Source organism: Streptomyces sp. NPDC050145 (genome assembly GCF_044460245.1).
In the GTDB taxonomy this organism is placed as follows: domain Bacteria; phylum Actinomycetota; class Actinomycetes; order Streptomycetales; family Streptomycetaceae; genus Streptomyces.
This window is the reverse complement of the sequence record NZ_JBITJS010000022.1, coordinates 60,146-78,712: the sequence shown is the minus strand read 5'-3', so window position 1 is coordinate 78,712 and position 18,567 is coordinate 60,146. Positions and strand designations below refer to the sequence as shown.

At 70.4% G+C, this 18,567-nt stretch carries 17 protein-coding genes and 1 tRNA gene; 10 read left to right on the top strand and 8 right to left on the bottom strand.

The window, feature by feature from the left end:
- Nucleotides 1–76 precede the first annotated feature (76 nt).
- Nucleotides 77–1,987 (bottom strand): Ig-like domain repeat protein, encoded by a 1,911-nt coding sequence (locus ACIBTU_RS34045; RefSeq protein ID WP_399130539.1) that lies wholly within the window; start codon nucleotides 1,985–1,987, stop codon nucleotides 77–79.
- Nucleotides 1,988–2,277: 290 nt separating this feature from the next.
- Between ACIBTU_RS34045 and ACIBTU_RS34040 the strand changes: the two genes are divergently transcribed.
- On the top strand, nucleotides 2,278–2,442 hold the full coding sequence (locus tag ACIBTU_RS34040) for a hypothetical protein (protein WP_399130538.1): 165 nt from the start codon (nucleotides 2,278–2,280) through the stop codon (nucleotides 2,440–2,442).
- Nucleotides 2,443–2,538: 96 nt separating this feature from the next.
- On the opposite strand, the gene phoU is transcribed toward ACIBTU_RS34040, so the two are convergent.
- A complete protein-coding gene (gene phoU, locus ACIBTU_RS34035; RefSeq protein ID WP_399130537.1) occupies nucleotides 2,539–3,219 on the bottom strand; it encodes a phosphate signaling complex protein PhoU in 681 nt (226 codons plus the stop codon).
- A 189-nt stretch (nucleotides 3,220–3,408) separates the two neighbouring features.
- On the opposite strand from phoU, the gene ACIBTU_RS34030 reads away from it, so the two are divergent.
- Entirely contained in the window at nucleotides 3,409–4,683 is a 1,275-nt protein-coding gene (locus ACIBTU_RS34030; RefSeq protein ID WP_399130536.1) for a sensor histidine kinase, read from the top strand.
- The gene (locus ACIBTU_RS34025) at nucleotides 4,680–5,360 is read left to right on the top strand and encodes a response regulator transcription factor (protein WP_018527980.1); all 681 of its coding nucleotides are present in this window, start codon (nucleotides 4,680–4,682) and stop codon (nucleotides 5,358–5,360) included. The genes ACIBTU_RS34030 and ACIBTU_RS34025 overlap by 4 nt, the downstream gene beginning before the upstream one ends.
- 218 nt (nucleotides 5,361–5,578) lie before the next feature.
- On the opposite strand, the gene ACIBTU_RS34020 is transcribed toward ACIBTU_RS34025, so the two are convergent.
- A complete protein-coding gene (locus ACIBTU_RS34020; protein ID WP_399130535.1) occupies nucleotides 5,579–6,229 on the bottom strand; it encodes a DUF461 domain-containing protein in 651 nt (216 codons plus the stop codon).
- A gap of 657 nt (nucleotides 6,230–6,886) precedes the next feature.
- On the opposite strand from ACIBTU_RS34020, the gene ACIBTU_RS34015 reads away from it, so the two are divergent.
- The 6 genes from ACIBTU_RS34015 to ACIBTU_RS33990 all read left to right on the top strand — a co-directional run bounded on the left by ACIBTU_RS34015 (nucleotide 6,887) and on the right by ACIBTU_RS33990 (nucleotide 13,312).
- Nucleotides 6,887–7,369, top strand: coding sequence for a CarD family transcriptional regulator (locus tag ACIBTU_RS34015; RefSeq protein WP_003953493.1), 483 nt, complete (start codon nucleotides 6,887–6,889; stop codon nucleotides 7,367–7,369).
- A 249-nt stretch (nucleotides 7,370–7,618) separates the two neighbouring features.
- The gene (ispD, locus tag ACIBTU_RS34010) at nucleotides 7,619–8,368 is read left to right on the top strand and encodes a 2-C-methyl-D-erythritol 4-phosphate cytidylyltransferase (RefSeq protein ID WP_399130534.1); all 750 of its coding nucleotides are present in this window, start codon (nucleotides 7,619–7,621) and stop codon (nucleotides 8,366–8,368) included.
- Entirely contained in the window at nucleotides 8,358–8,861 is a 504-nt protein-coding gene (gene ispF, locus ACIBTU_RS34005) for a 2-C-methyl-D-erythritol 2,4-cyclodiphosphate synthase (RefSeq protein ID WP_399130533.1), read from the top strand. Before ispD ends, ispF begins: the two co-directional genes overlap by 11 nt.
- Before the next feature lie 274 nt (nucleotides 8,862–9,135).
- The gene (cysS, locus tag ACIBTU_RS34000) at nucleotides 9,136–10,536 is read left to right on the top strand and encodes a cysteine--tRNA ligase (protein ID WP_399130532.1); all 1,401 of its coding nucleotides are present in this window, start codon (nucleotides 9,136–9,138) and stop codon (nucleotides 10,534–10,536) included.
- Between the two features lie 88 nt (nucleotides 10,537–10,624).
- Nucleotides 10,625–11,575 carry a 23S rRNA (guanosine(2251)-2'-O)-methyltransferase RlmB gene (gene rlmB, locus ACIBTU_RS33995; RefSeq protein ID WP_399130531.1) on the top strand — a complete coding sequence of 317 codons (951 nt, stop codon included), beginning with the start codon at nucleotides 10,625–10,627 and terminating at the stop codon, nucleotides 11,573–11,575.
- A 120-nt stretch (nucleotides 11,576–11,695) separates the two neighbouring features.
- Nucleotides 11,696–13,312 carry a DoxX family protein gene (locus ACIBTU_RS33990; protein WP_399130624.1) on the top strand — a complete coding sequence of 539 codons (1,617 nt, stop codon included), beginning with the start codon at nucleotides 11,696–11,698 and terminating at the stop codon, nucleotides 13,310–13,312.
- A gap of 87 nt (nucleotides 13,313–13,399) precedes the next feature.
- On the opposite strand, the gene ACIBTU_RS33985 is transcribed toward ACIBTU_RS33990, so the two are convergent.
- The 4 genes from ACIBTU_RS33985 to ACIBTU_RS33970 all read right to left on the bottom strand — a co-directional run bounded on the left by ACIBTU_RS33985 (nucleotide 13,400) and on the right by ACIBTU_RS33970 (nucleotide 17,784).
- Complete coding sequence (locus tag ACIBTU_RS33985) at nucleotides 13,400–14,158, bottom strand: NDP-sugar synthase (RefSeq protein ID WP_399130530.1); 759 nt, start codon at nucleotides 14,156–14,158, stop codon at nucleotides 13,400–13,402.
- Between the two features lie 71 nt (nucleotides 14,159–14,229).
- A complete protein-coding gene (locus ACIBTU_RS33980) occupies nucleotides 14,230–14,688 on the bottom strand; it encodes a hypothetical protein (RefSeq protein WP_399130529.1) in 459 nt (152 codons plus the stop codon).
- Between the two features lie 196 nt (nucleotides 14,689–14,884).
- Nucleotides 14,885–16,024: an ABC transporter ATP-binding protein gene (locus ACIBTU_RS33975; RefSeq protein WP_399130528.1), complete on the bottom strand. Its 1,140-nt coding sequence runs from the start codon at nucleotides 16,022–16,024 to the stop codon at nucleotides 14,885–14,887.
- A 356-nt stretch (nucleotides 16,025–16,380) separates the two neighbouring features.
- Nucleotides 16,381–17,784: an RNA-guided endonuclease InsQ/TnpB family protein gene (locus tag ACIBTU_RS33970; protein WP_399130527.1), complete on the bottom strand. Its 1,404-nt coding sequence runs from the start codon at nucleotides 17,782–17,784 to the stop codon at nucleotides 16,381–16,383.
- Nucleotides 17,785–17,956: 172 nt separating this feature from the next.
- Here ACIBTU_RS33970 and ACIBTU_RS33965 point away from each other — a divergent pair.
- Nucleotides 17,957–18,030: transfer RNA gene (locus ACIBTU_RS33965), tRNA-Thr, on the top strand.
- 46 nt (nucleotides 18,031–18,076) lie between these two features.
- Here the strand turns inward: ACIBTU_RS33965 and ACIBTU_RS33960 are convergent.
- A complete protein-coding gene (locus tag ACIBTU_RS33960) occupies nucleotides 18,077–18,493 on the bottom strand; it encodes a nuclear transport factor 2 family protein (protein WP_399130526.1) in 417 nt (138 codons plus the stop codon).
- Between the last annotated feature and the right edge of the window lie 74 nt (nucleotides 18,494–18,567).

Sequence of the window (18,567 nt, the reverse complement as noted above, 5' to 3'; positions counted from 1 at the left end):
GTCGGCGGCGCCGACGGTCCGGCACCCCGGGCCCCCGCTCCCCTCCACCCCGCTCCCAAAGCGGCGCGTCAGTACGTCAGTTGGAGAAGTACAGGTACTTCCAGGAGCTGTACGTCGTGGAGTTCACGTCGTCCCCGGACGACCCGTTGACGTACACGGAACGGACCCGCGCCTTGATCCCGGACTGCCCCGGCGCGCCCAGGCTCACGGTCGACTTCCCCGTGGTGCCCAGCGCGAAGTACTGCGAGCCGGACTTGTACCAGGTGCCGCCCGAGTAGACCTCGAGGTCGAGACGCTGCGAACGGCCCTTGTAGTAGCTCATCGTCGTCGTGACCACCGGGGACGTGCTCTTGTGGAACCAGTAGTAGGAGTGCGAGCCGATCGTGGCCCGCTTGTAGTGCTTGGTCACGGACGTGGACACACTCACGCGCGCGTACGCGCTCACCTTCACGGTCTTCGGCGCGTAGCGCGCGTCGCCCGCGAAGACGGCCGAGACGGTGGTGTCGCGCTTCATGTCGACGGTCGCGGAGAAGTTCCCGCTGGAGTTCACCGTCCCCGACGCGATCAGCTTGTTCGGCTTGTCGCCGCCGTACGGATTGGCCCAGATCTCGACCTTTCGGTTCTGGTACGTCGTGCCGAGGTGCGCCGTGAACTTCACGTCGGCGCCGTACGAGTACACCTTGCCGCTGTTGTTGAGGCTCAGGCTCGTGGCGCTGCGCGAGACGGACACCTTGTCGCTCGCGCTGACCGCCGAGTGCCCGGCGTCGCCCGCGTACGCGACCTTGTAGGTGACCGTGCCACCGGCCGGCGGGGTGTCCTTGAAGGAGTACGTGCCGTCGGCCTTCGGCGTGACGGAGGCGAGCGCCTTGCCGTTCGGCGAGCTGATGTCGGTGCGGGTGACGGTGAGCTTCACCCCGGTCGGCAGCGGCTCGGAGGCGGAGAGCTTCCCGGTGACGGTGAGCTCCTTGGCGCGGGTCGCCGTGGCCGGGGCGCTGACCGTGAGCGTCGGGCTGTTGAGCGCCGGGTCGGTGAGCGCCTTCACGGCGTAGCCGCTGCCGCTCGGGACCAGCGCGAACACGCGGGACAGATCGGGGGCCCAGCGCAGGGCGGCCGCCGCGGCGCTCAGGGAGTACGTGTGCAGGGCCTTGCTCGCGTTCGGCCGGTACGTGACCACCTTCGTGCCGGTGGCCTGCGCGACCAGCCCGTTCGGCGCGACGTCCGCGAGCTGCCCGCCCGGATAGGCGCCGGCCTCGCTGAACTGCCCGCCCTCGTACGCGTCCCGCACCGAACCGTTGACCAGCACCTCACGGCCGCCGGGCACCAGGTCGATGTCACCGATGCCGCTGTTGAGCCGGTAGTCGCCGCCGTAGTAGGCGACCGCCGACGGCTTCTCGCCCGACACGTCGAGCACCGCCATGGAGTCCGTGGAGATGCCGGTCTCACCGACCGCGAGGACGCCCGGCTGCGACGGGTCCGTGTCGAGCAGACCCTGGCCCCAGATGCCGATGGAGGTCCCCTCGGTGGGGAACAGCGTCATCGCCACCGGATCGGCGCCGCTCGCCGGATCCACCGCCGGGTCGACCGAGCCGAGGTCCCCGTCCCACTGATCCCCGTACGTGAACCAGACCTTGCCGGCGCTGAACGCGACATGCGTCGGACCGGTGTCCGTCGGGATCGCCCAGCGCTTGACGACGTCGAGCGTGGCCGCGTCCAGCGCCACGATCTCGTGGTCGTCGCGCAGCGCCGCGTACAGCGTCGCCCCGTCGTCGGAGACGGCCAGGTCGCTGACGTCGCCGACGCCCGCCACCGCGTCGACGAGCGCGCCCGAGAAGTCCGCGGCGACGATCCTGCCGCCCGTGTGGTCACCGGCGAAGACCCGCCCCAGGGCGGCGTCCACGACGAAACCGCCGGGCGAGGTCACGGCCGCCGTGGCGGCCGAGGCGGAACCGGCGGCGCCGAGGCCCAGCGCCGCTGAACCGAAAAGCACCGCGACAGCTGTCGCGGCAGAGATGCTGCGCGTGCGCACAGTCGTGTACCCCCACGATGAAAGCCCGGTGGATGGCCGGGAGATGAGAGCGCCGCGCGACGTCCGGAGAACCGGGGCGCGGCCGCTGGACGGCAGCGTAAGGCATGCCCCCGACAACTGAGGAGGGGGTTTCCGCGCGGGGAGTGCGGCGGCCGGACCTCCGCGCCCATGTGCGCCGTTGATGCGCCGCCCGGGCGGGGCATGCAATGGGAGAGGTACTCCAACGCGGAGGCCACCGAGGAGGGAAACCGATGGCTGCCGAGTCCCCCAGGCCCGACCAGACCCCCGAAGCGTCCGTCGAAACGATCCGCCCCGTACCCGAGCTCGTGCTGCTCGGCGCCTGCGGCTGCGGCTCGGGCTGCGGCTGCGGCTGCCAGTCGGGCGCGCCCTGCCAGTGCGGCGGCTGCAGCGGCTGACCCGCCCCGCACCACCGCGGAAGCACCGCGTACGAGAAAGGTGAGGGCCCGCACGCCGTGCGTGCGGGCCCTCACCCTCGTCCTCGGTGCGCTCGGTCAGGCGCCGTCCACCGACGACTCCGCCTGCTGCAGCTCGTCCGCGTGCTCGCCCGTCACCAGGTACACGACCCGCTTGGCCACCGACACCGCGTGGTCCGCGAACCGCTCGTAGTAGCGGCCGAGCAGCGTCACGTCCACGGCCGTCTCGATGCCGTGCTTCCACTTCTCGTCCATCAGGTGCTGGAAGAGCGTGCGGTGCAGCAGGTCCATCTCGTCGTCGTCCTGCTCCAGCTGCATCGCCAGATCGACGTCCTTGGTGATGATGACCTCGGCCGCCTTCGCCATCAGGCGCTGCGCCAGCTGCCCCATCTCCAGGATCGTCGCGTGCAGGTCGTGCGGAACGGCACGGTCCGGGAACCGCAGCCGGGTCAGCTTCGCCACGTGCTGGGCCAGGTCGCCGCTGCGCTCCAGGTCCGCGCTCATCCGCAGCGACGTCACGACGATCCGCAGATCCGTCGCCACCGGCTGCTGGCGGGCGAGCAGCGCTATGGCCCGCGCCTCCAGCTCGTGCTGCAGATCGTCCACCTTCTGGTCGGCGGCGATCACGGTCTCGGCGAGCTTGAGGTCGGCGTCGAGCATGGCCGTGGTGGCGCGCCCGATCGCCGACCCGACAAGGCGGGCCATCTCGACCAGGCCCTCGCCGATCGAGTCAAGTTCCTCGTGGTACGCGTCACGCATACGAACGTCCCTCTCATCTGTCCGTGGGGCCGGGGCAGCCCCACGCTCCCACGTTCGGCCCAGTACGCGTCGGGATCCGGCACCACAAGTGAATCAGCCCCGTACCCAAGGTGAACTCTGGGCGACGAGTGTTCGAGCTGCCACCCGGACGGCTGTGGGACACCCGCTGACCGCGCATAACCTGAAGACATGGACGTGAACGCGGCGGTCGCCGCAGCGGCAGCGATCGCCGGGGTGTGCACCGGTGTCATCGCCATGCTGGCGTTTCGCTGGAGCGAACGCGACCAGAAACGCCCCACCCGCACCTCCCTGCACACGGACCCGGTCCTTCCGCCCGGCGTCGACACGGTCCTGTCCGTGCTCCGCTCCTCCGCCGTCGTCCTCGACGAGGCGGACAGCGTGGTCAAGGCCAGCTCCGCCGCCTACGCCCTCGGCCTCGTACGCGGCGGCAAGCTCGCCGTCGAACCGATGCTGCAGATGGCCCGCGACACCCGCCGCGACGGAGAGATACGCCAGGTCGAGCTGGACCTCCCGCGCCGCGGCACCGGCCGGGGCGACGCCCTCGCCGTGTCCGCCCGCGTGGCCCCGCTCGGCTCCCGCCTCGTGCTCCTCCTCGTCGAGGACCTCACCGAGGCCCGGCGCATCGAGGCCGTACGCCGCGACTTCGTCGCCAACGTGAGCCACGAGCTGAAGACCCCGGTCGGCGCCCTCTCCCTCCTCTCGGAGGCCGTCATGGACGCCTCCGACGACCCCGAGGCCGTCGAGCGCTTCGCCGGCCGCATGCAGATCGAGGCCACCCGCCTCACCAACCTCGTCCAGGAACTCATCGACCTCTCCCGGGTGCAGAACGACGACCCGCTGGAGGACGCCGAGCCGGTCCGCGTCGACGAACTCGTCGCCGAGGCCATGGACCGCTGCCGCCAGCAGGCGGCCAGCAAGCAGATCACCATGGCCGCCGGCGGCACCGCCGACCTCAACGTGTGGGGCAACCGCGGCCAGCTCGCCGCAGCCCTCGGCAACCTCGTCGAGAACGCGGTCAACTACTCGCCCGCCCGCACCCGCGTCGGGATAGCCGCCCGCCGGGTCACCGCACCCGGCGGAGACCTCATCGAGCTCGCCGTCACCGACCAGGGCATCGGCATCTCCGACAAGGACAAGGAGCGCGTCTTCGAGCGCTTCTACCGCGTCGACCCCGCCCGCTCCCGCGCCACCGGCGGCACCGGCCTCGGCCTCGCCATCGTCAAGCACGTGGCCGCCTCGCACGGCGGGGAGGTCACCGTGTGGAGCTCCGAGGGACAGGGCTCCACCTTCACGCTGCGGCTCCCCGAGGCCGCGGCCGGCTCCCCCGGTCCCCGCAAGACCACCGCCTCAGGCCCCGGAAACGTACGCGACGAAGACGACGCACACGGGCCCGACAGCACCACCGCATACGCATCCACCCCTGCCCCGGAGGTCCTTCCGTGACCCGAGTGCTCGTCGTAGAGGACGAGGAGTCCTTCTCCGACGCCCTGTCCTACATGCTCCGCAAGGAGGGCTTCGAGGTCGCCATCGCGGCCACCGGGCCCGACGGCCTGGACGAGTTCGAGCGCAACGGCGCCGACCTCGTGCTGCTCGACCTGATGCTGCCGGGCCTGCCCGGCACCGAGGTCTGCCGTCAGCTGCGCGGCCGCTCGAACGTGCCGGTCATCATGGTGACCGCCAAGGACAGCGAGATCGACAAGGTCGTCGGCCTGGAGATAGGAGCCGACGACTACGTGACCAAGCCCTTCTCCTCGCGCGAACTGGTGGCCCGCATCCGGGCCGTCCTGCGCCGCCGCGGGGAGCCGGAGGAGGTCGCTCCGCAGGCCCTGGAGGCCGGACCCGTCCGCATGGACGTGGACCGGCACGTCGTCACCGTCTCCGGGTCCAAGGTCGACCTCCCGCTCAAGGAGTTCGACCTCCTGGAGATGCTGCTGCGCAACGCGGGCCGCGTGCTGACCCGTATGCAGCTCATCGACCGGGTCTGGGGCGCGGACTACGTCGGCGACACCAAGACCCTGGACGTCCACGTGAAGCGCCTGCGCGCCAAGATCGAGCCCGACCCGGGCGCGCCCCGGTACCTGGTCACGGTGCGCGGCCTGGGCTACAAGTTTGAACCCTGAGTCCTGAAGAGGCTACGCTGAGTGTTCCTCGCCGTCGGGTGGACGGAGAGGTGAAACGCTTGTGGAGCGCTGGTAAGACCCCGAGAAGTCGGGGCGCGGCGCGGTGAAGCAGGAAGCCCCTTGAGGGGCGCGCCAAAAGTTCGAGCCGTAGGCTCAGAACCGCCAAGGGCGGGAACCGATAACCAAGGTTCCCGCCCTAGACGTTTGTGCAGCCCTGCTCAGTGACCGGCGGCCGGGCTCTCCGAGCCCGCGGGGGAGCCGGACGCCGACTGGGACGGCGCGGTGGCCTCACCGGAGGGCGACTGCGACTGCTTGCCGGCCGGGGAGGAGGCGGGCGCGGACGGCGTCGCCGGGATCTCGCTCGGGCCCCACTTCTCGAAGTAGGACTCGGCCGGCACCACGAACGCCTTCAGCTTCACGTCACCGGCGCCGCTGAAGCGGAAGGTGACGGCCTGCGCGTTGCCGTCCAGGACCGCGGTGCGGCTGTTGGGCAGCTCGGCGGTGGCGTTGCCCTCGCCGCCGAGGACGACGGAACCGCCGGCCGGGACGGTGATCTTCGAGCCGCCCTTGGCGCCGGTCAGCTTCGCGGTCTTGCCGACACCGTCGACGGTGATCGCGTCGAGGGTCTGCGCCTTGGTGCCGTTGTTGAACAGCGTGGCGGTGACCACGGCCGGGCCCTGCGACTTCAGGTCCGGCTGCGTGACGACGGTCGCGTTCTGGACCTTGATGTCACCGACCGTCACCGCTGCGTTGTCGGGCTTGACCTGAAGCGTCTGGGCGTTGTTGCCGGCACCGCACGCGGCGAGCGAGGCGATCGAGAACGCGATGGCGGCGGCGGCGAGGGCGCCGCGTCGAAGGCTGCTGCTCACGGCGGCGGCAACTCCTTGAACGGGGGCGGACGGGGTGGTGCGGGCGGCTCCGTGCCTCGGGTGAGACAGGGAGGTAAAGCCGCCCTAAGGGTCTGTCAGCGGCCTTAGGTTACCGAGCCGCCCGGCGCCCGCCGCACCCGACCCGCCCCTAGGCCGCCCCGGACCCCTCCCGGCGCCGGTGGAACACCCCGTGTTCCCCACGCGCCGCACTGTCACCAATGGCATCTGCCGGCATCAGGACATCCCCCGTTCATCATTCGCATATCCGCAGTCCAGAGGCCCGCGCGGATTTCCGGTAAGGAATGCGCGCCGGTCAGGAAAAACGATCACCCGCCTCGGAGAATCACGGTGATCAATTCCGGATTCGACTCGAACGGACTCATGGCCCGCGAACGGAGTAGCGGAAGTGTGGTGCTTCGAAGCGTGCAAAATGGGACGTACGACACATGGGCGACCTGTTCGGAGGCCTGTGACGGCCATGTTTCGGCTCCACCGGACAGCGGCTCCCACCTGCGAATACCGCCCTCCCGGACCCCTCCGCAGCACGTTCCGGTTGTGGTTGTCAAGCCCCGAGATATGCCCTGACCTGCGAAAACGCCATTCAGAACCCGCAGTTTCCGTGTTACCCTGGATAGCCACGGAAGGGGTACCTGTCACATGACGTTCAAGGTTGGCGACACCGTGGTCTATCCCCATCACGGGGCCGCGCTGATCGAGGCTATCGAAACTCGTCAGATCAAAGGCGTGGACAAGACCTACTTGGTGCTGAAGGTCGCCCAGGGCGACCTGACGGTACGTGTGCCAGCGGACAATGCGGAGTTCGTCGGCGTGCGTGATGTGGTCGGTCAGGACGGTCTCGACCGGGTCTTCGAGGTGCTGCGCGCGCCGTACGCCGAGGAGCCCACGAACTGGTCGCGCCGTTACAAGGCAAACCTGGAGAAGCTCGCCTCCGGCGATGTCATTAAGGTCGCGGAGGTTGTGCGTGACCTGTGGCGTCGGGAGCGTGAGCGCGGTCTGTCCGCGGGCGAGAAGCGCATGCTCGCCAAGGCTCGCCAGATCCTGGTGAGCGAGCTCGCGCTCGCGGAGAACACGAACGAGGACAAGGCCGAGGCCCTGCTCGACGAGGTCCTGGCGTCCTGACGCGCGCCGTAGCCGCGTAGCGAAAACATGCCGTGGTGCCCGATGACCCTGATGGTGTCGCCGGGCGCTGCGGCATGTTTCGTACCCGAAACACCCCCGCATCCCCACACCGCCGACCTCGGCGTACTGGCGTGCCGGGCCCGGGCAGCTGGCTCGACCAGTGTCACGGAAGGGTCCGGTCAAGGCGTCGCGCCCGGCACGATGTGGCCATACCCACCACCCCCGAGCGTACAAACCTGAACGGAAGCGATGTCTGACGAAACGCGTCCCGTCACCGGTGGCGCACGTACCGCGGCCGTGATCCCGGCCGCCGGCCGGGGCGTCCGCCTCGGCCCCGGCGCCCCCAAGGCGCTCCGCGCGCTCAACGGCACCCCGATGCTCATCCACGCCGTCCGCGCCATGGCCGCCTCCCGCGCCGTCACCCTCGTCGTGGTCGTCGCACCGCCCGAGGGCGCGGCCGAGGTGAAGAGCCTCCTCGCCGACCACGCCCTTCCCGAGCGCACCGACTTCCTCGTCGTGCCCGGCGGCGACACCCGCCAGGAGTCCGTGAAGCTCGGCCTCGACGCGCTGCCGGACGGCATCGACATCGTGCTCGTGCACGACGCCGCCCGCCCGCTCGTCCCCGTCGACACCGTCGACGCGGTCATCGAGGCCGTACGGGACGGCGCCCCGGCCGTCGTGCCGGCCCTGCCCCTCGCCGACACGGTCAAGGAGGTCGTGCCCTCCACCGACGGCTCGCCCGAGCCCGTCGTCGCCACGCCCGCGCGCGCCCGGCTGCGCGCCGTGCAGACCCCGCAGGGCTTCGACCACGCCACCCTCGTCCGCGCCCACGAGACCGTCACCGACGACGTCACCGACGACGCGAGCATGGTCGAGAAGCTCGGCGCGCAGGTCGTCCTCGTGCCCGGACACGAGGAGGCGTTCAAGGTGACCCGGCCGCTGGACCTCGTCCTCGCCGAGGCCGTACTCGCCCGCAGGAGGGCCAACGATGGGTTCTGAGTTCCCTGTGGTCCTGCCGCAGGTCGGCATCGGCACCGACATCCACGCCTTCGAAGAGGGCCGCGAGCTGTGGTGCGCCGGCCTGAAGTGGGAGGGGGAGGGACCCGGACTCGCCGGGCACTCCGACGCGGACGTCGTCGCCCACGCGGCGTGCAACGCGCTGTTCTCCGCCGCCGGGCTCGGCGACCTGGGGCAGCACTTCGGTACGTCGCGGCCCGAGTGGGCCGGGGCGTCCGGCCTCACCCTCCTCACGGAGGCCGCGCGGATCGTGCGGGACGCGGGGTTCGTCATCGGCAATGTCGCGGTGCAGGTCGTCGGGCCCCGGCCCAAGATCGGCAAACGGCGCGCCGAGGCGGAGTCGATCCTCTCCGGTGCGGCGGGGGCCCCTGTCTCTGTCTCCGGCGCGACCACGGACGGTCTCGGTTTCCCGGGCCGCGACGAAGGCCTGATGGCCGTGGCAACGGCGCTGGTGGTCCGTTCCCCGAAGGGGTGACACGCGCTCGTCGCGGGCTGTGGCCCGGTGGGGGCTGGTCGCGCAGTTCCCCGCGCCCCTGAAGGCATGCGCTCCGCGCAGCCTTCATCGGGGAAATGCGACCCGAAGGGTCTGCATTTCAGGGGCGCGGGGCTGTGACATCAGCGGCTCCGCCGCGGGGCGCGAGAAGCCCCACCGGCCCGCAGCCGCGCGACAACCGCCCCGGCAGACGGGAGCGGCACCCGCCCACCCCCGGAGGGACCTGGCATGGGTGCCGGGCCACTACCCTGGAGGGGTGACGATTCGCCTGTACGACACCAGCGCCCGGCAGATCCGCGATTTCACCCCGCTCATTCCGGGCTGTGTCTCGATCTACCTGTGTGGCGCTACCGTGCAGGCCGCACCCCATATCGGGCACATCCGCTCGGGCCTGAATTTCGACATCATGCGCCGCTGGTTCACGTACCGCGGCTACGACGTGACGTTCGTGCGGAACGTGACGGACATCGACGACAAGATCATCCAGAAGGCGGCGGAGCAGAACCGGCCGTGGTGGTCGATCGGCTACGAGAACGAGCGGGCGTTCAACGACGCCTATGACGCGCTCGGCTGCCTGCCGCCCACCTACGAGCCCCGCGCCACCGGCCATGTGCCGGAGATGATCGAGATGATGCGGGGGTTGATCGAGCGCGGTCACGCCTACGAGGCCGACGGCAGCGTCTACTTCGACGTGCGGTCCTTCCCCGGTTATCTGGAGCTGTCGAACCAGGACCTGGACGAGATGCGTCAGCCCGCCGAGGACGGCATCTCCGGCAAGCGCGACCCCCGCGACTTCGCGATGTGGAAGGCGACCAAGCCGGGCGAGCCGGACTGGGAGACGCCGTGGGGCCGTGGCCGTCCGGGCTGGCACCTGGAGTGCTCGGCGATGGCCCACAAGTACCTGGGCTCCGCGTTCGACATCCACGGCGGCGGCATCGACCTGATCTTCCCGCACCACGAGAACGAGATCGCGCAGGCCAAGGCCTTCGGTGACGAGTTCGCGAAGTACTGGGTCCACAACTCGTGGGTCACCATGTCGGGCGAGAAGATGTCGAAGTCGCTGGGCAACAGCGTGCTCGTCGGTGAGATGGTCAAGCACTGGCGGCCGATCGTGCTGCGCTACTACCTGGGCACCCCGCACTACCGGTCGACGATCGAGTACAGCGAGGAGGCCCTGCGCGAGGCGGAGTCCGCGTTCGCGCGGATCGAGGGCTTCGTCCAGCGGGTGACCGAGCTCGCGGGCGGGACGGTGGCTCCGGCGGACGAGGTGCCGCCGGCGTTCGCCGAGGCGATGGACGACGACCTGGGCGTGCCCGGCGCGCTCGCCGTCGTGCACACGGCGGTGCGTCAGGGCAACAGTGCGCTGGCCGCCGACGACAAGGAAGCCGCCGTCGCCCGCCTGGCGGAGGTGCGGGCCATGCTCGGCGTCCTGGGCCTGGACCCGCTGGACGCGCACTGGGCGGGGGAGGGTGAGCGGAGCGAGGATCTGCACGGCGTCGTCGACACCCTCGTACGCCTCGTCCTCGACCAGCGGGAGTCGGCGCGGGCCCGTAAGGACTGGGCGACCGCCGACGCGATCCGCGACCAGCTCGGCCAGTCCGGGCTCGTCATCGAGGACAGCCCGAACGGACCCCGCTGGACCCTCGGCACCCGCTGAGGACCAGGCGAATGTGCCGCCCGGGCGATCGGGCGGCACACTGCATAGACGTACACATCCACAGACAGACGTAAGAGACAGGTAGGTCATGGCCGCCAACAACAACCGCCGCATGTCCGGCAAGAAGGGCGCGCAGGTCGGCAGTGGCGGCCAGCGGCGCAAGGGCCTCGAGGGCAAGGGCCCGACCCCGCCCGCCGAGATGCGCAAGAAGCACAAGAAGAACCGCATCGCGAACGCCCAGGCCAAGCGCGCCCAGGGCCGCCCCACCAGCCGCACCGGCGGCCCCCGCGGCAAGGCGACCTCCGAGATGGTCGTCGGCCGCAACCCTGTCGTCGAGGCGCTGCGCGAGGGCGTGCCCGCGGTGACGCTGTACGTGCAGCAGTTCATCGACAACGACGAGCGCGTGCGCGAGGCTCTGCAGCTCGCCGGCGACCGCGGCGGCATCCACCTCATGGAGGCCCCCCGCCCCGAGCTCGACCGCATGACCAACGGGCTCAACCACCAGGGCCTCGTCCTCCAGGTCCCGCCCTACGAGTACGCGCACCCCGAGGACCTCGTCGCCGCCGCCTACGACGAGGGCAAGGACCCGCTGATCGTCGCCCTCGACGGCGTGACCGACCCGCGCAATCTGGGCGCCGTCGTCCGCTCCGTCTCCGCGTTCGGCGGCCACGGCGTCCTCGTGCCCGAGCGCCGCGCCGCCGGCATGACCGCCGGCGCGTGGAAGACGTCCGCCGGTACCGCCGCGCGCACGCCGGTGGCCCGCGCCACGAACCTGACCCGCGCCCTGGAGCAGTACAAGAAGGCCGGGATCGCGATCGTGGGCCTCGCGGCCGACGGCGAGCACACCGTCGGTGACCTGGCCGCGCTCGAGGGCCCCGTCGTCATCGTCGTCGGCAGCGAGGGCAAGGGCCTGTCCCGCCTCGTCGGCGAGACCTGCGACTACCGCGTACGGATCCCGATGCCGGGCGGCGCCGAGTCGCTGAACGCCGGTGTCGCCGCCGGTGTCGTGCTCTACGAGGCGGCCCGCCGACGCGGCTGAGCACGAGGTCAGCCCAGGTTCGACCCGGGCTGACCAGGGCCTGTCCGGGCTTGACGGGGTCCGGACATTTCGGTGGGCATGAGGCAGTGTCCTAAACACACATCACTCGGTTAGATGAGTGTGGACACCAGAACGCCCCGCACTCCCTCGGGGGATCGCTCGTCGGGATTCGACGACGGCCCCGCGCTGAGCATGGTGAAGGTGCCGTGCGACCCGGCGCAGGTCATCGTCAATCACGCGAGCTTCCGCGTGCAGCTCCCCCGGGGGCAACAGACGCAACTCCCGCGCATCGCACGGCACGTGAGCGCCCTGGGCCCGCGCGTCCCCGTCATCACGGCCGCGGGCACCCCCGGTGCCCGGCGCCGCCGTGTCGTCATGAGCGGCGGCGGAGGCCTCGACACCGGCGGACTCCTGCAGGGCGCCCGCCGTGTCGGCGACCCCGTCGACGACGGCGGATCCACCCAGGTCATCCCGCGGGTCGACATCGCCCGCGACCTCGCCGACGACCTCGACCTGTACCGGGACGAGCCGACGCAGGAGACGCCCGTCATCGGGCAGCAGGCCGGCGCCCCCGGCACCCGGATCCTGCCGCAGATGCGCCAGGCCGGCAGCGCCTTCGAGGACACCGGCGAACTCGCCCCTGTCGCCTACGCGGACGAGGAGTTCGAGGGCTCCGACGGCGACCCCGAGCACGAGCGCGCCGCCCGCCGCTACGGCCCCGTCCGGCACGCCTACTACCCGGGCCGCCGCATGAACCTGGGCGTCGTGCTGCTCCCGCTGCGCGTCTTCCTCGGCTTCATCTCCATCTACGCCGGCATGGGCAAGCTCTGCGACCCCGTCTACTTCGACGGCGGCGAACGCGGCTCCATGGTGAAGTGGCTCAACTCGCTGCACCCGTGGGCCCTCGCCGAACCCCTGCGCGACTGGGCCCTCCAGCACCCCGTCGGCGCCGGACTCGCCATCGCCTTCCTGCAGGTCATCGTCGGTGTCCTGACCGTGCTCGGGCTCTGGCAGCGGCTCGCCGCCGTGTTCGGCGCGCTGCTCTCCGCCGCGCTCCTCGTCACCGTCAGCTGGAAGACCGTCCCGGCCTACGACACGCCGGACATCATCTACCTGGCCGCCTGGTCCCCCCTCATCATCGCCGGAGCCCCCGTCTACTCCGTCGACGGACGGCTCGCCAGCGGCGCCTGGCGCCGGCTCGGCCCCCGCGCGGCACTCGGCGAACTCCGCCGCTACGTCCTGCGCCGCGGCACGGTCGTCGCCACCCTCGTCATCGGCGGCACGCTCCTCATCGGCTCGCTGCTCGGCGCCGCCGTCCGTGACTCCGACCGCGTCACGGCCCCCGGCCCCGGCGACACCCCGCGCAACGAACTGCCCGGCTCCCCGCTCCCCTCCGAGCCCGGACACCGCAAGGAGAAGCGCCAGTCGCAGACCCCGTCCGCGGCCAACTCGCCGACGCAGGGCACCACGTCGAGCCCGACCGGCGCGCCGAGCGCCCGCGAGACGGCCGGCGCGACCAGCGGCACCACGACGCCCGCCCAGACGCAGGGCGCGACGGCCGGGCAGGCCCCGCCGCAGCAGACGACGCCGCAGCAGCCGGCCACCAGCGCCGGCACCACCAGCGGCCCCACCTCCGGCGGCACGACCGGCGGCACCTCCGACGGCGGCACCACCTCGGGCGGCTCCGACGGCGGCGCCGACAAACCGGGTCTGGTGGGCGGCCTCCTCGGCGGCTGACGCCCTGCACGACCCCCATGACGACGGGGCCCCGCACACCAGGTGTGCGGGGCCCCGTCGTCGTACGAGCCGGTGTGCGAGGACCGCTCAACGGGCCTGCGCGGCAAGCTCCTTCGCGGCCTCCGTGAGGTCCTTCGCGGTGTCGATGGCCCGCCAGTACGCGCCCTGCGGCAGCGGGAACCCGGCGAGGCGCTTCGCGCGGGCGAGCCGCGGGAACGTGGTCCGCTCGTGGTCACCGAGGTCCGGCAGCAGCGACGCGAACTCGGCGGAGAACACGTACACGCCCGCGTTGATCAGATACGGCGACGGCGGCGCCTCGACGAAGTCCGTGATGTGGCCGAACGCGTCGGTCTCCACCGCCCCCCACGGGATGCGCGGCCGGGCCAGCGCCAGCGTCGCCGTGGCCTCGCGCTCGGCGTGGAAGTCCGCCATCTCGCGCAGCGAGAACCGGGTCCAGATGTCGCCGTTCGTCGCGTACCACGGGCGGTCGGGGTGCGGCAGATGGCCCGCCGCGTACTTGAGGCCGCCGCCGCGCCCCAGCGGCTCCTTCTCGACGGCCGTCGTGACCCGCAGCGGCAGCTCGGTCTCGCGCAGCCAGTCCTGGAGGACCTCGGCGAGATGGCCGCAGGAGACCACGGCGTCGGTGACGCCCTCGGCGGCCAGCCAGGCCAGCTGGTGCCCGATGATCGGCATGCCCGTGCCCGGGATCTCCACCATCGGCTTGGGCCGGTCGTCGGTGTAGGGGCGCAGGCGCGAGCCCTGGCCGCCCGCCAGGACCACGGCCTGCGTCGGACGGTGGTGCGGGAACGCGTGCGGGCCGTGCGCGGCCGGTTCGACGGTCGTCATGACCGGAACCCTAGCCGCGCACGGCCCGTCGGGCAGGGAGGGGACTCGGAGCCCCTCGGACCACTTGGGGGTCAGCCTCGGAAGCCGGCGACCCCGGAGGCGAAGGACGTGTCGCAGACCGGGCGGGCGTAGGACTGCGCGCGGGCCGGGCCGTACGCGTGCACGGCGGCGCGGCCGAGGGCCTTGGCGATCGTCATGCAGTGCTTCGCCAACGACGGCCGCCGGTCGATCTCCTGCTGGAGATGCGTGAGGGCGACGCTCGGGTTCTCCTCCTGGAGTTCCTCGAGCAGGCGGTCGCGCAGGATGTCCTGGGGCGCGCGGGACTTGGCGCGCGCCGAGACGTCCTGCGAGGAGGCTGTCAGGATGGAATCCTGCGAACCTCCCGACCAGTTGACCCGGGTGACCGCGAGGGTCCCGGAGAGCACCAGCATCACCGGCAGGACGAAGGCGAGCGTGCGGGCGGCGCGGCGGGCGGGACCCTGGCCCCGGGCTCGGCGCGACCTCTGGGTGTAGTTAGCGGAGTGCGTCACGCGAGTGAGCGTAGCGGTCGGTGATGATTTGGCGACATTTAGTCACTCGACCGAGGGACAGGCAACGGGGTTTCTTTGTTTGGGCGTTGACGCGGCTGGCCCAAAAGTCCTATTTGCCGGGGTATTTGTCGACAACGAAGGCCCCCGCACTGAAGCGCGGGGGCCTTCGCGAATCGTTCTTCGCTGTCGCTCCGGGTCAGTCGGAGAGACGCTCGCCCGTGGACGTCGAGAACACGTGGGTCTCGCCCGGACGCGGAACGACGTGCAGCTCGGCGCCCTTCTCCGGCACCCGGCGGCCGTTGACGCGGACGACCAGGTCCTTGTCCTCGCCGCCGACGCGCGCGGTGCCGTAGACGTAACCGTCGGCGCCGAGCTCCTCGACCACGTTCACGGACACCGCGAGACCGGCCGGGGCGTCGCTGGAGTCCTTCGTCAGGGACTTCGAGGCCTCGCCGCCGCCGTGCTCCACGACGTCGAAGTGCTCGGGGCGGACGCCGACCGTGACCGTGCGGTCGCCCTTGTCGGACGCGGCCTTCAGCGCGTCGCGGTTCACCGGCACGACCGAGTTGCCGAACTTCACGCCGCCGTCGGTGATCGGCACCTCGACCAGGTTCATCGCCGGGGAGCCGATGAAGCCGGCGACGAACAGGTTCGCCGGCTTGTCGTACATGTTGCGCGGCGAGTCGACCTGCTGGAGCAGACCGTCCTTGAGCACGGCCACGCGGTCGCCCATGGTCATGGCCTCGACCTGGTCGTGCGTGACGTACACGGTCGTGATGCCCAGACGACGCTGCAGCGAGGCGATCTGCGTACGCGTGCTGACACGGAGCTTGGCGTCGAGGTTCGACAGCGGCTCGTCCATGAGGAACACCTGCGGCTCACGCACGATGGCGCGACCCATCGCCACACGCTGACGCTGACCACCGGACAGCGCCTTCGGCTTGCGGTCCAGGTACTCGGTCAGGTCGAGAATCTTCGCGGCCTCCTCGACCTTCTGCCGGATCTCCGCCTTGTTCACACCGGCGATCTTCAGGGCGAAGCCCATGTTGTCGGCGACGCTCATGTGCGGGTACAGCGCGTAGTTCTGGAACACCATGGCGATGTCCCGGTCCTTGGGCGGCAGGTGCGTGACGTCGCGGTCGCCGATGCGGATCGCACCGCCGTTGACGTCCTCGAGACCCGCGAGCATGCGCAGGGAGGTCGACTTGCCGCAGCCGGACGGACCGACGAGGACGAGGAACTCGCCGTCCTCGATCTCGATGTCCAGGCCGTCGACGGCGGGCTTGGTGGAACCCGGGTAGACGCGGGTCGCCTTGTCGAACGTGACAGAAGCCATGGCTGTGAAGCCCCCTTCACCGGCAGGAACGTGCCGGACGATCCGTAGTGGAAGGTGGTGAGTGGTGTAGTCCACACGAGTGAACTGCTGGGACCGTACCCGGCGGGGGGCGGGTATGTCAGCAGGTCGGGGCCTGTGGGATTCGCCGGAATTTTTGAACGGGCCAAGCATCGCTCTTTTGACCTGTGCCGCTGGGAGAGGAAGAGCACTTGCCTTTTGATCTCGCCCTGAGGCTTCCTGCTTCACCGTCCGCAGCCGACGGGCAACGGGCTTCCCCGCCGCGCCGCACGGTCTCACGCAGACTCCACAGGCATTCCGGCCGATGGCCCATCGGTCCGTACGTGCCGTGGCCGCGACTACGCGACCAGTCGAACCCTCTCCGACATGTCAGAGGCCTTGATCAAGGCCGGGGTCTTGCTTCCAGGAGGCAACGACATCTGGGTCTGCCAGTACAGGCGCATCCCCTCGTCGCGAAGGTTCACCGCCGCATTCGCATCCCTGTCATGCCGCACGCCGCACTCCGCACAGGTCCACTCGCGCACTGACACATCGAGCTTCGGTCCTACGACATGGCACGCGGAGCACCGCCGTGTCGACGGGAAGTACCGATCCACGACCACCAGCGTCCGCCCGTACCACTCACACTTGTACGTGAGCATGCGGAGCAACTCGCCCCACGACGCATCGCCGATCGACTCGTTCAGCCGGGCCTTCCGCTTCCGGCCCGTTCCTTTGCCCGCAGCCATCAGGGACGCGACGGACAGATCCTCCACCACGAGCACTTGGTTCTCGCGCACGAGGCGGGTGGTGAGCTGGTCCAGCATGTCCCTGCGTACATCACCGATCAGCGCGTAGAGCCGCGCGATCTTCTGACGGACCTTCTCCCTGTTTCGCGACCCCAGCGTCTTCCGGTGCAGCTCCTGCTGCAAACGCTTCAACCGCGCCCCGTATCGCCGCAACAGACGCGGGTGATCCACCTTGCTGCCGTCATCGAACGTCACCAAGGACGCCAGACCCAGATCCAGCCCCACCGCCTGGGGCTCCTGCGAAGACTCGACGAACACTGCAGGCAGGGGCCGGATCACCTCCTCGACCAGGAACGACACGAAGAAGCGCCCCGCCCGGTCCCGCGACATCGTGAGCCGCACAGGCGTCACTCCGGCCGGCATCGGCCGCGACCACCGAACGTCCAACGGCGCATTCTGCATCGCCAGCTTCACCGCGCCGGTCCCCGGCTGCTCCGGATCCTCCCGCCAACTGAAACCCGTCCGCATGTAGGTCGCAGAGTCGGGTGAGCGGCCCTTCTTCTTCCGCTTCGGGTACTTCGTCGAGCCCTTGAAGAACCCCTGGAACGCCGCCTGCAGATGCCGCAACGGCTGCTGCAACACCGTCGATGACACGTCACGCAACCATGAGGTCTCTGCCGCTTGCCGCCACCCGGTCAAGGCTCGGCACGTCTCGGCGAAGCCCACCGACACCCGGTACTCCCGCCACGCCTTCTCTCGCAGAGCCAGACCCTCGTTGTAGACCCAACGGCACGCACCGAACGTCTTCGCCAACTGCGCCGCTTGTTCGGCGGTCGGGTAGCAGCGGTAGCGGTACACACGGTGCCGGGCCTCCGGCGCCAATGCGTGGCTCTGGAGGGGCTTCGCCTTGCGGGCATGGTGCTTGCGGCGGTCTCCGATGCCGAGGGCGTCGCGCTTGATGCGCGCGGCTGCCTCGCCGCGTACGGCCCTCGGTTCCTCCACCGCTTCCCCCATCGAGCCCACCCCTGCTGTCCGATAGTCGGAATAGCGTGTTCGTCTGGTCAACGAATGGGCGAGTGGATGGTTACGCATCGTCTGGAAAGTTATGCAGAGGAAGTGCCTGGCTGTGATGCCTGAGGCTGTGTACAGTGGTGCCGCCTCCGTGTGCGGCTTGGTAGCGCGCGATGCCGCCTTAGCTCAGTTGGAAGCAGCGAGGCCCTTGTAATGCCTAGGTCGTCGGTTCGATTCCGACAGGCGGCTCTTTGAACCCCAGGTCAGACCAGTTCTGACCTGGGGTTTTTCGTGTTCACAGGCCGAACAGGGCCTGTGCCGCGTGGCGGGTGTCGGTGTATTCGCGGACCTTGGTGATCTTGCCGGCGTGGACGGTGAAGATGCCCAGGCAGTGGTTGTCGTAGCGGGCGCCGGTTGCGGCTTCGGCCTGGGCTCGCCATTCGGCTATCACCGTGGGGCCGTCCGCCAGGACGTTCGTCAGGGTGATGGTGGGGGTGGTGCCGGGGGTGAAGAGGGAGGCGGTGGCCTTGCCGAGGAAGTCGTTGAGGATCGTGTCGCGGCCGCGCCAGGTGCCGGAGAGGGGGAGGTCGGTGCCGGGGTAGGTCCAGGTCGCGTCTTCCGAGAAGGAGGACCTGATCGTGGGGAGATCGCCGGTGGCTACCGCCTCGATGTAGCGGGTGACGACGGTTCGGGGGGTGGCTTCTGTGGTCATGGCCCCGAGTGAAGTACTCGGGGCCACGGGGAGGCCAACAACTCGGGTGGGGGCGCGACAACGTCCCGTTGTCG

Excerpts from the sequence above, each read along its gene's own strand:
- ispF (WP_399130533.1), top strand. The coding sequence starts at position 8,358 with ATGGGTTCTGAGTTCCCTGTGGTCCTGCCGCAGGTCGGCATCGGCACC.
- rlmB (WP_399130531.1), top strand. The coding sequence starts at position 10,625 with ATGGCCGCCAACAACAACCGCCGCATGTCCGGCAAGAAGGGCGCGCAG.
- ACIBTU_RS33975 (WP_399130528.1), bottom strand. The coding sequence starts at position 16,024 with ATGGCTTCTGTCACGTTCGACAAGGCGACCCGCGTCTACCCGGGTTCC.
- ACIBTU_RS34040 (WP_399130538.1), top strand. The coding sequence starts at position 2,278 with ATGGCTGCCGAGTCCCCCAGGCCCGACCAGACCCCCGAAGCGTCCGTC.
- phoU (WP_399130537.1), bottom strand. The coding sequence starts at position 3,219 with ATGCGTGACGCGTACCACGAGGAACTTGACTCGATCGGCGAGGGCCTG.
- ACIBTU_RS34015 (WP_003953493.1), top strand. The coding sequence starts at position 6,887 with ATGACGTTCAAGGTTGGCGACACCGTGGTCTATCCCCATCACGGGGCC.
- ACIBTU_RS33960 (WP_399130526.1), bottom strand. The coding sequence starts at position 18,493 with ATGACCACAGAAGCCACCCCCCGAACCGTCGTCACCCGCTACATCGAG.
- ACIBTU_RS34030 (WP_399130536.1), top strand. The coding sequence starts at position 3,409 with ATGGACGTGAACGCGGCGGTCGCCGCAGCGGCAGCGATCGCCGGGGTG.
- ACIBTU_RS33970 (WP_399130527.1), bottom strand. The coding sequence starts at position 17,784 with ATGGGGGAAGCGGTGGAGGAACCGAGGGCCGTACGCGGCGAGGCAGCC.
- ACIBTU_RS33985 (WP_399130530.1), bottom strand. The coding sequence starts at position 14,158 with ATGACGACCGTCGAACCGGCCGCGCACGGCCCGCACGCGTTCCCGCAC.
- ispD (WP_399130534.1), top strand. The coding sequence starts at position 7,619 with ATGTCTGACGAAACGCGTCCCGTCACCGGTGGCGCACGTACCGCGGCC.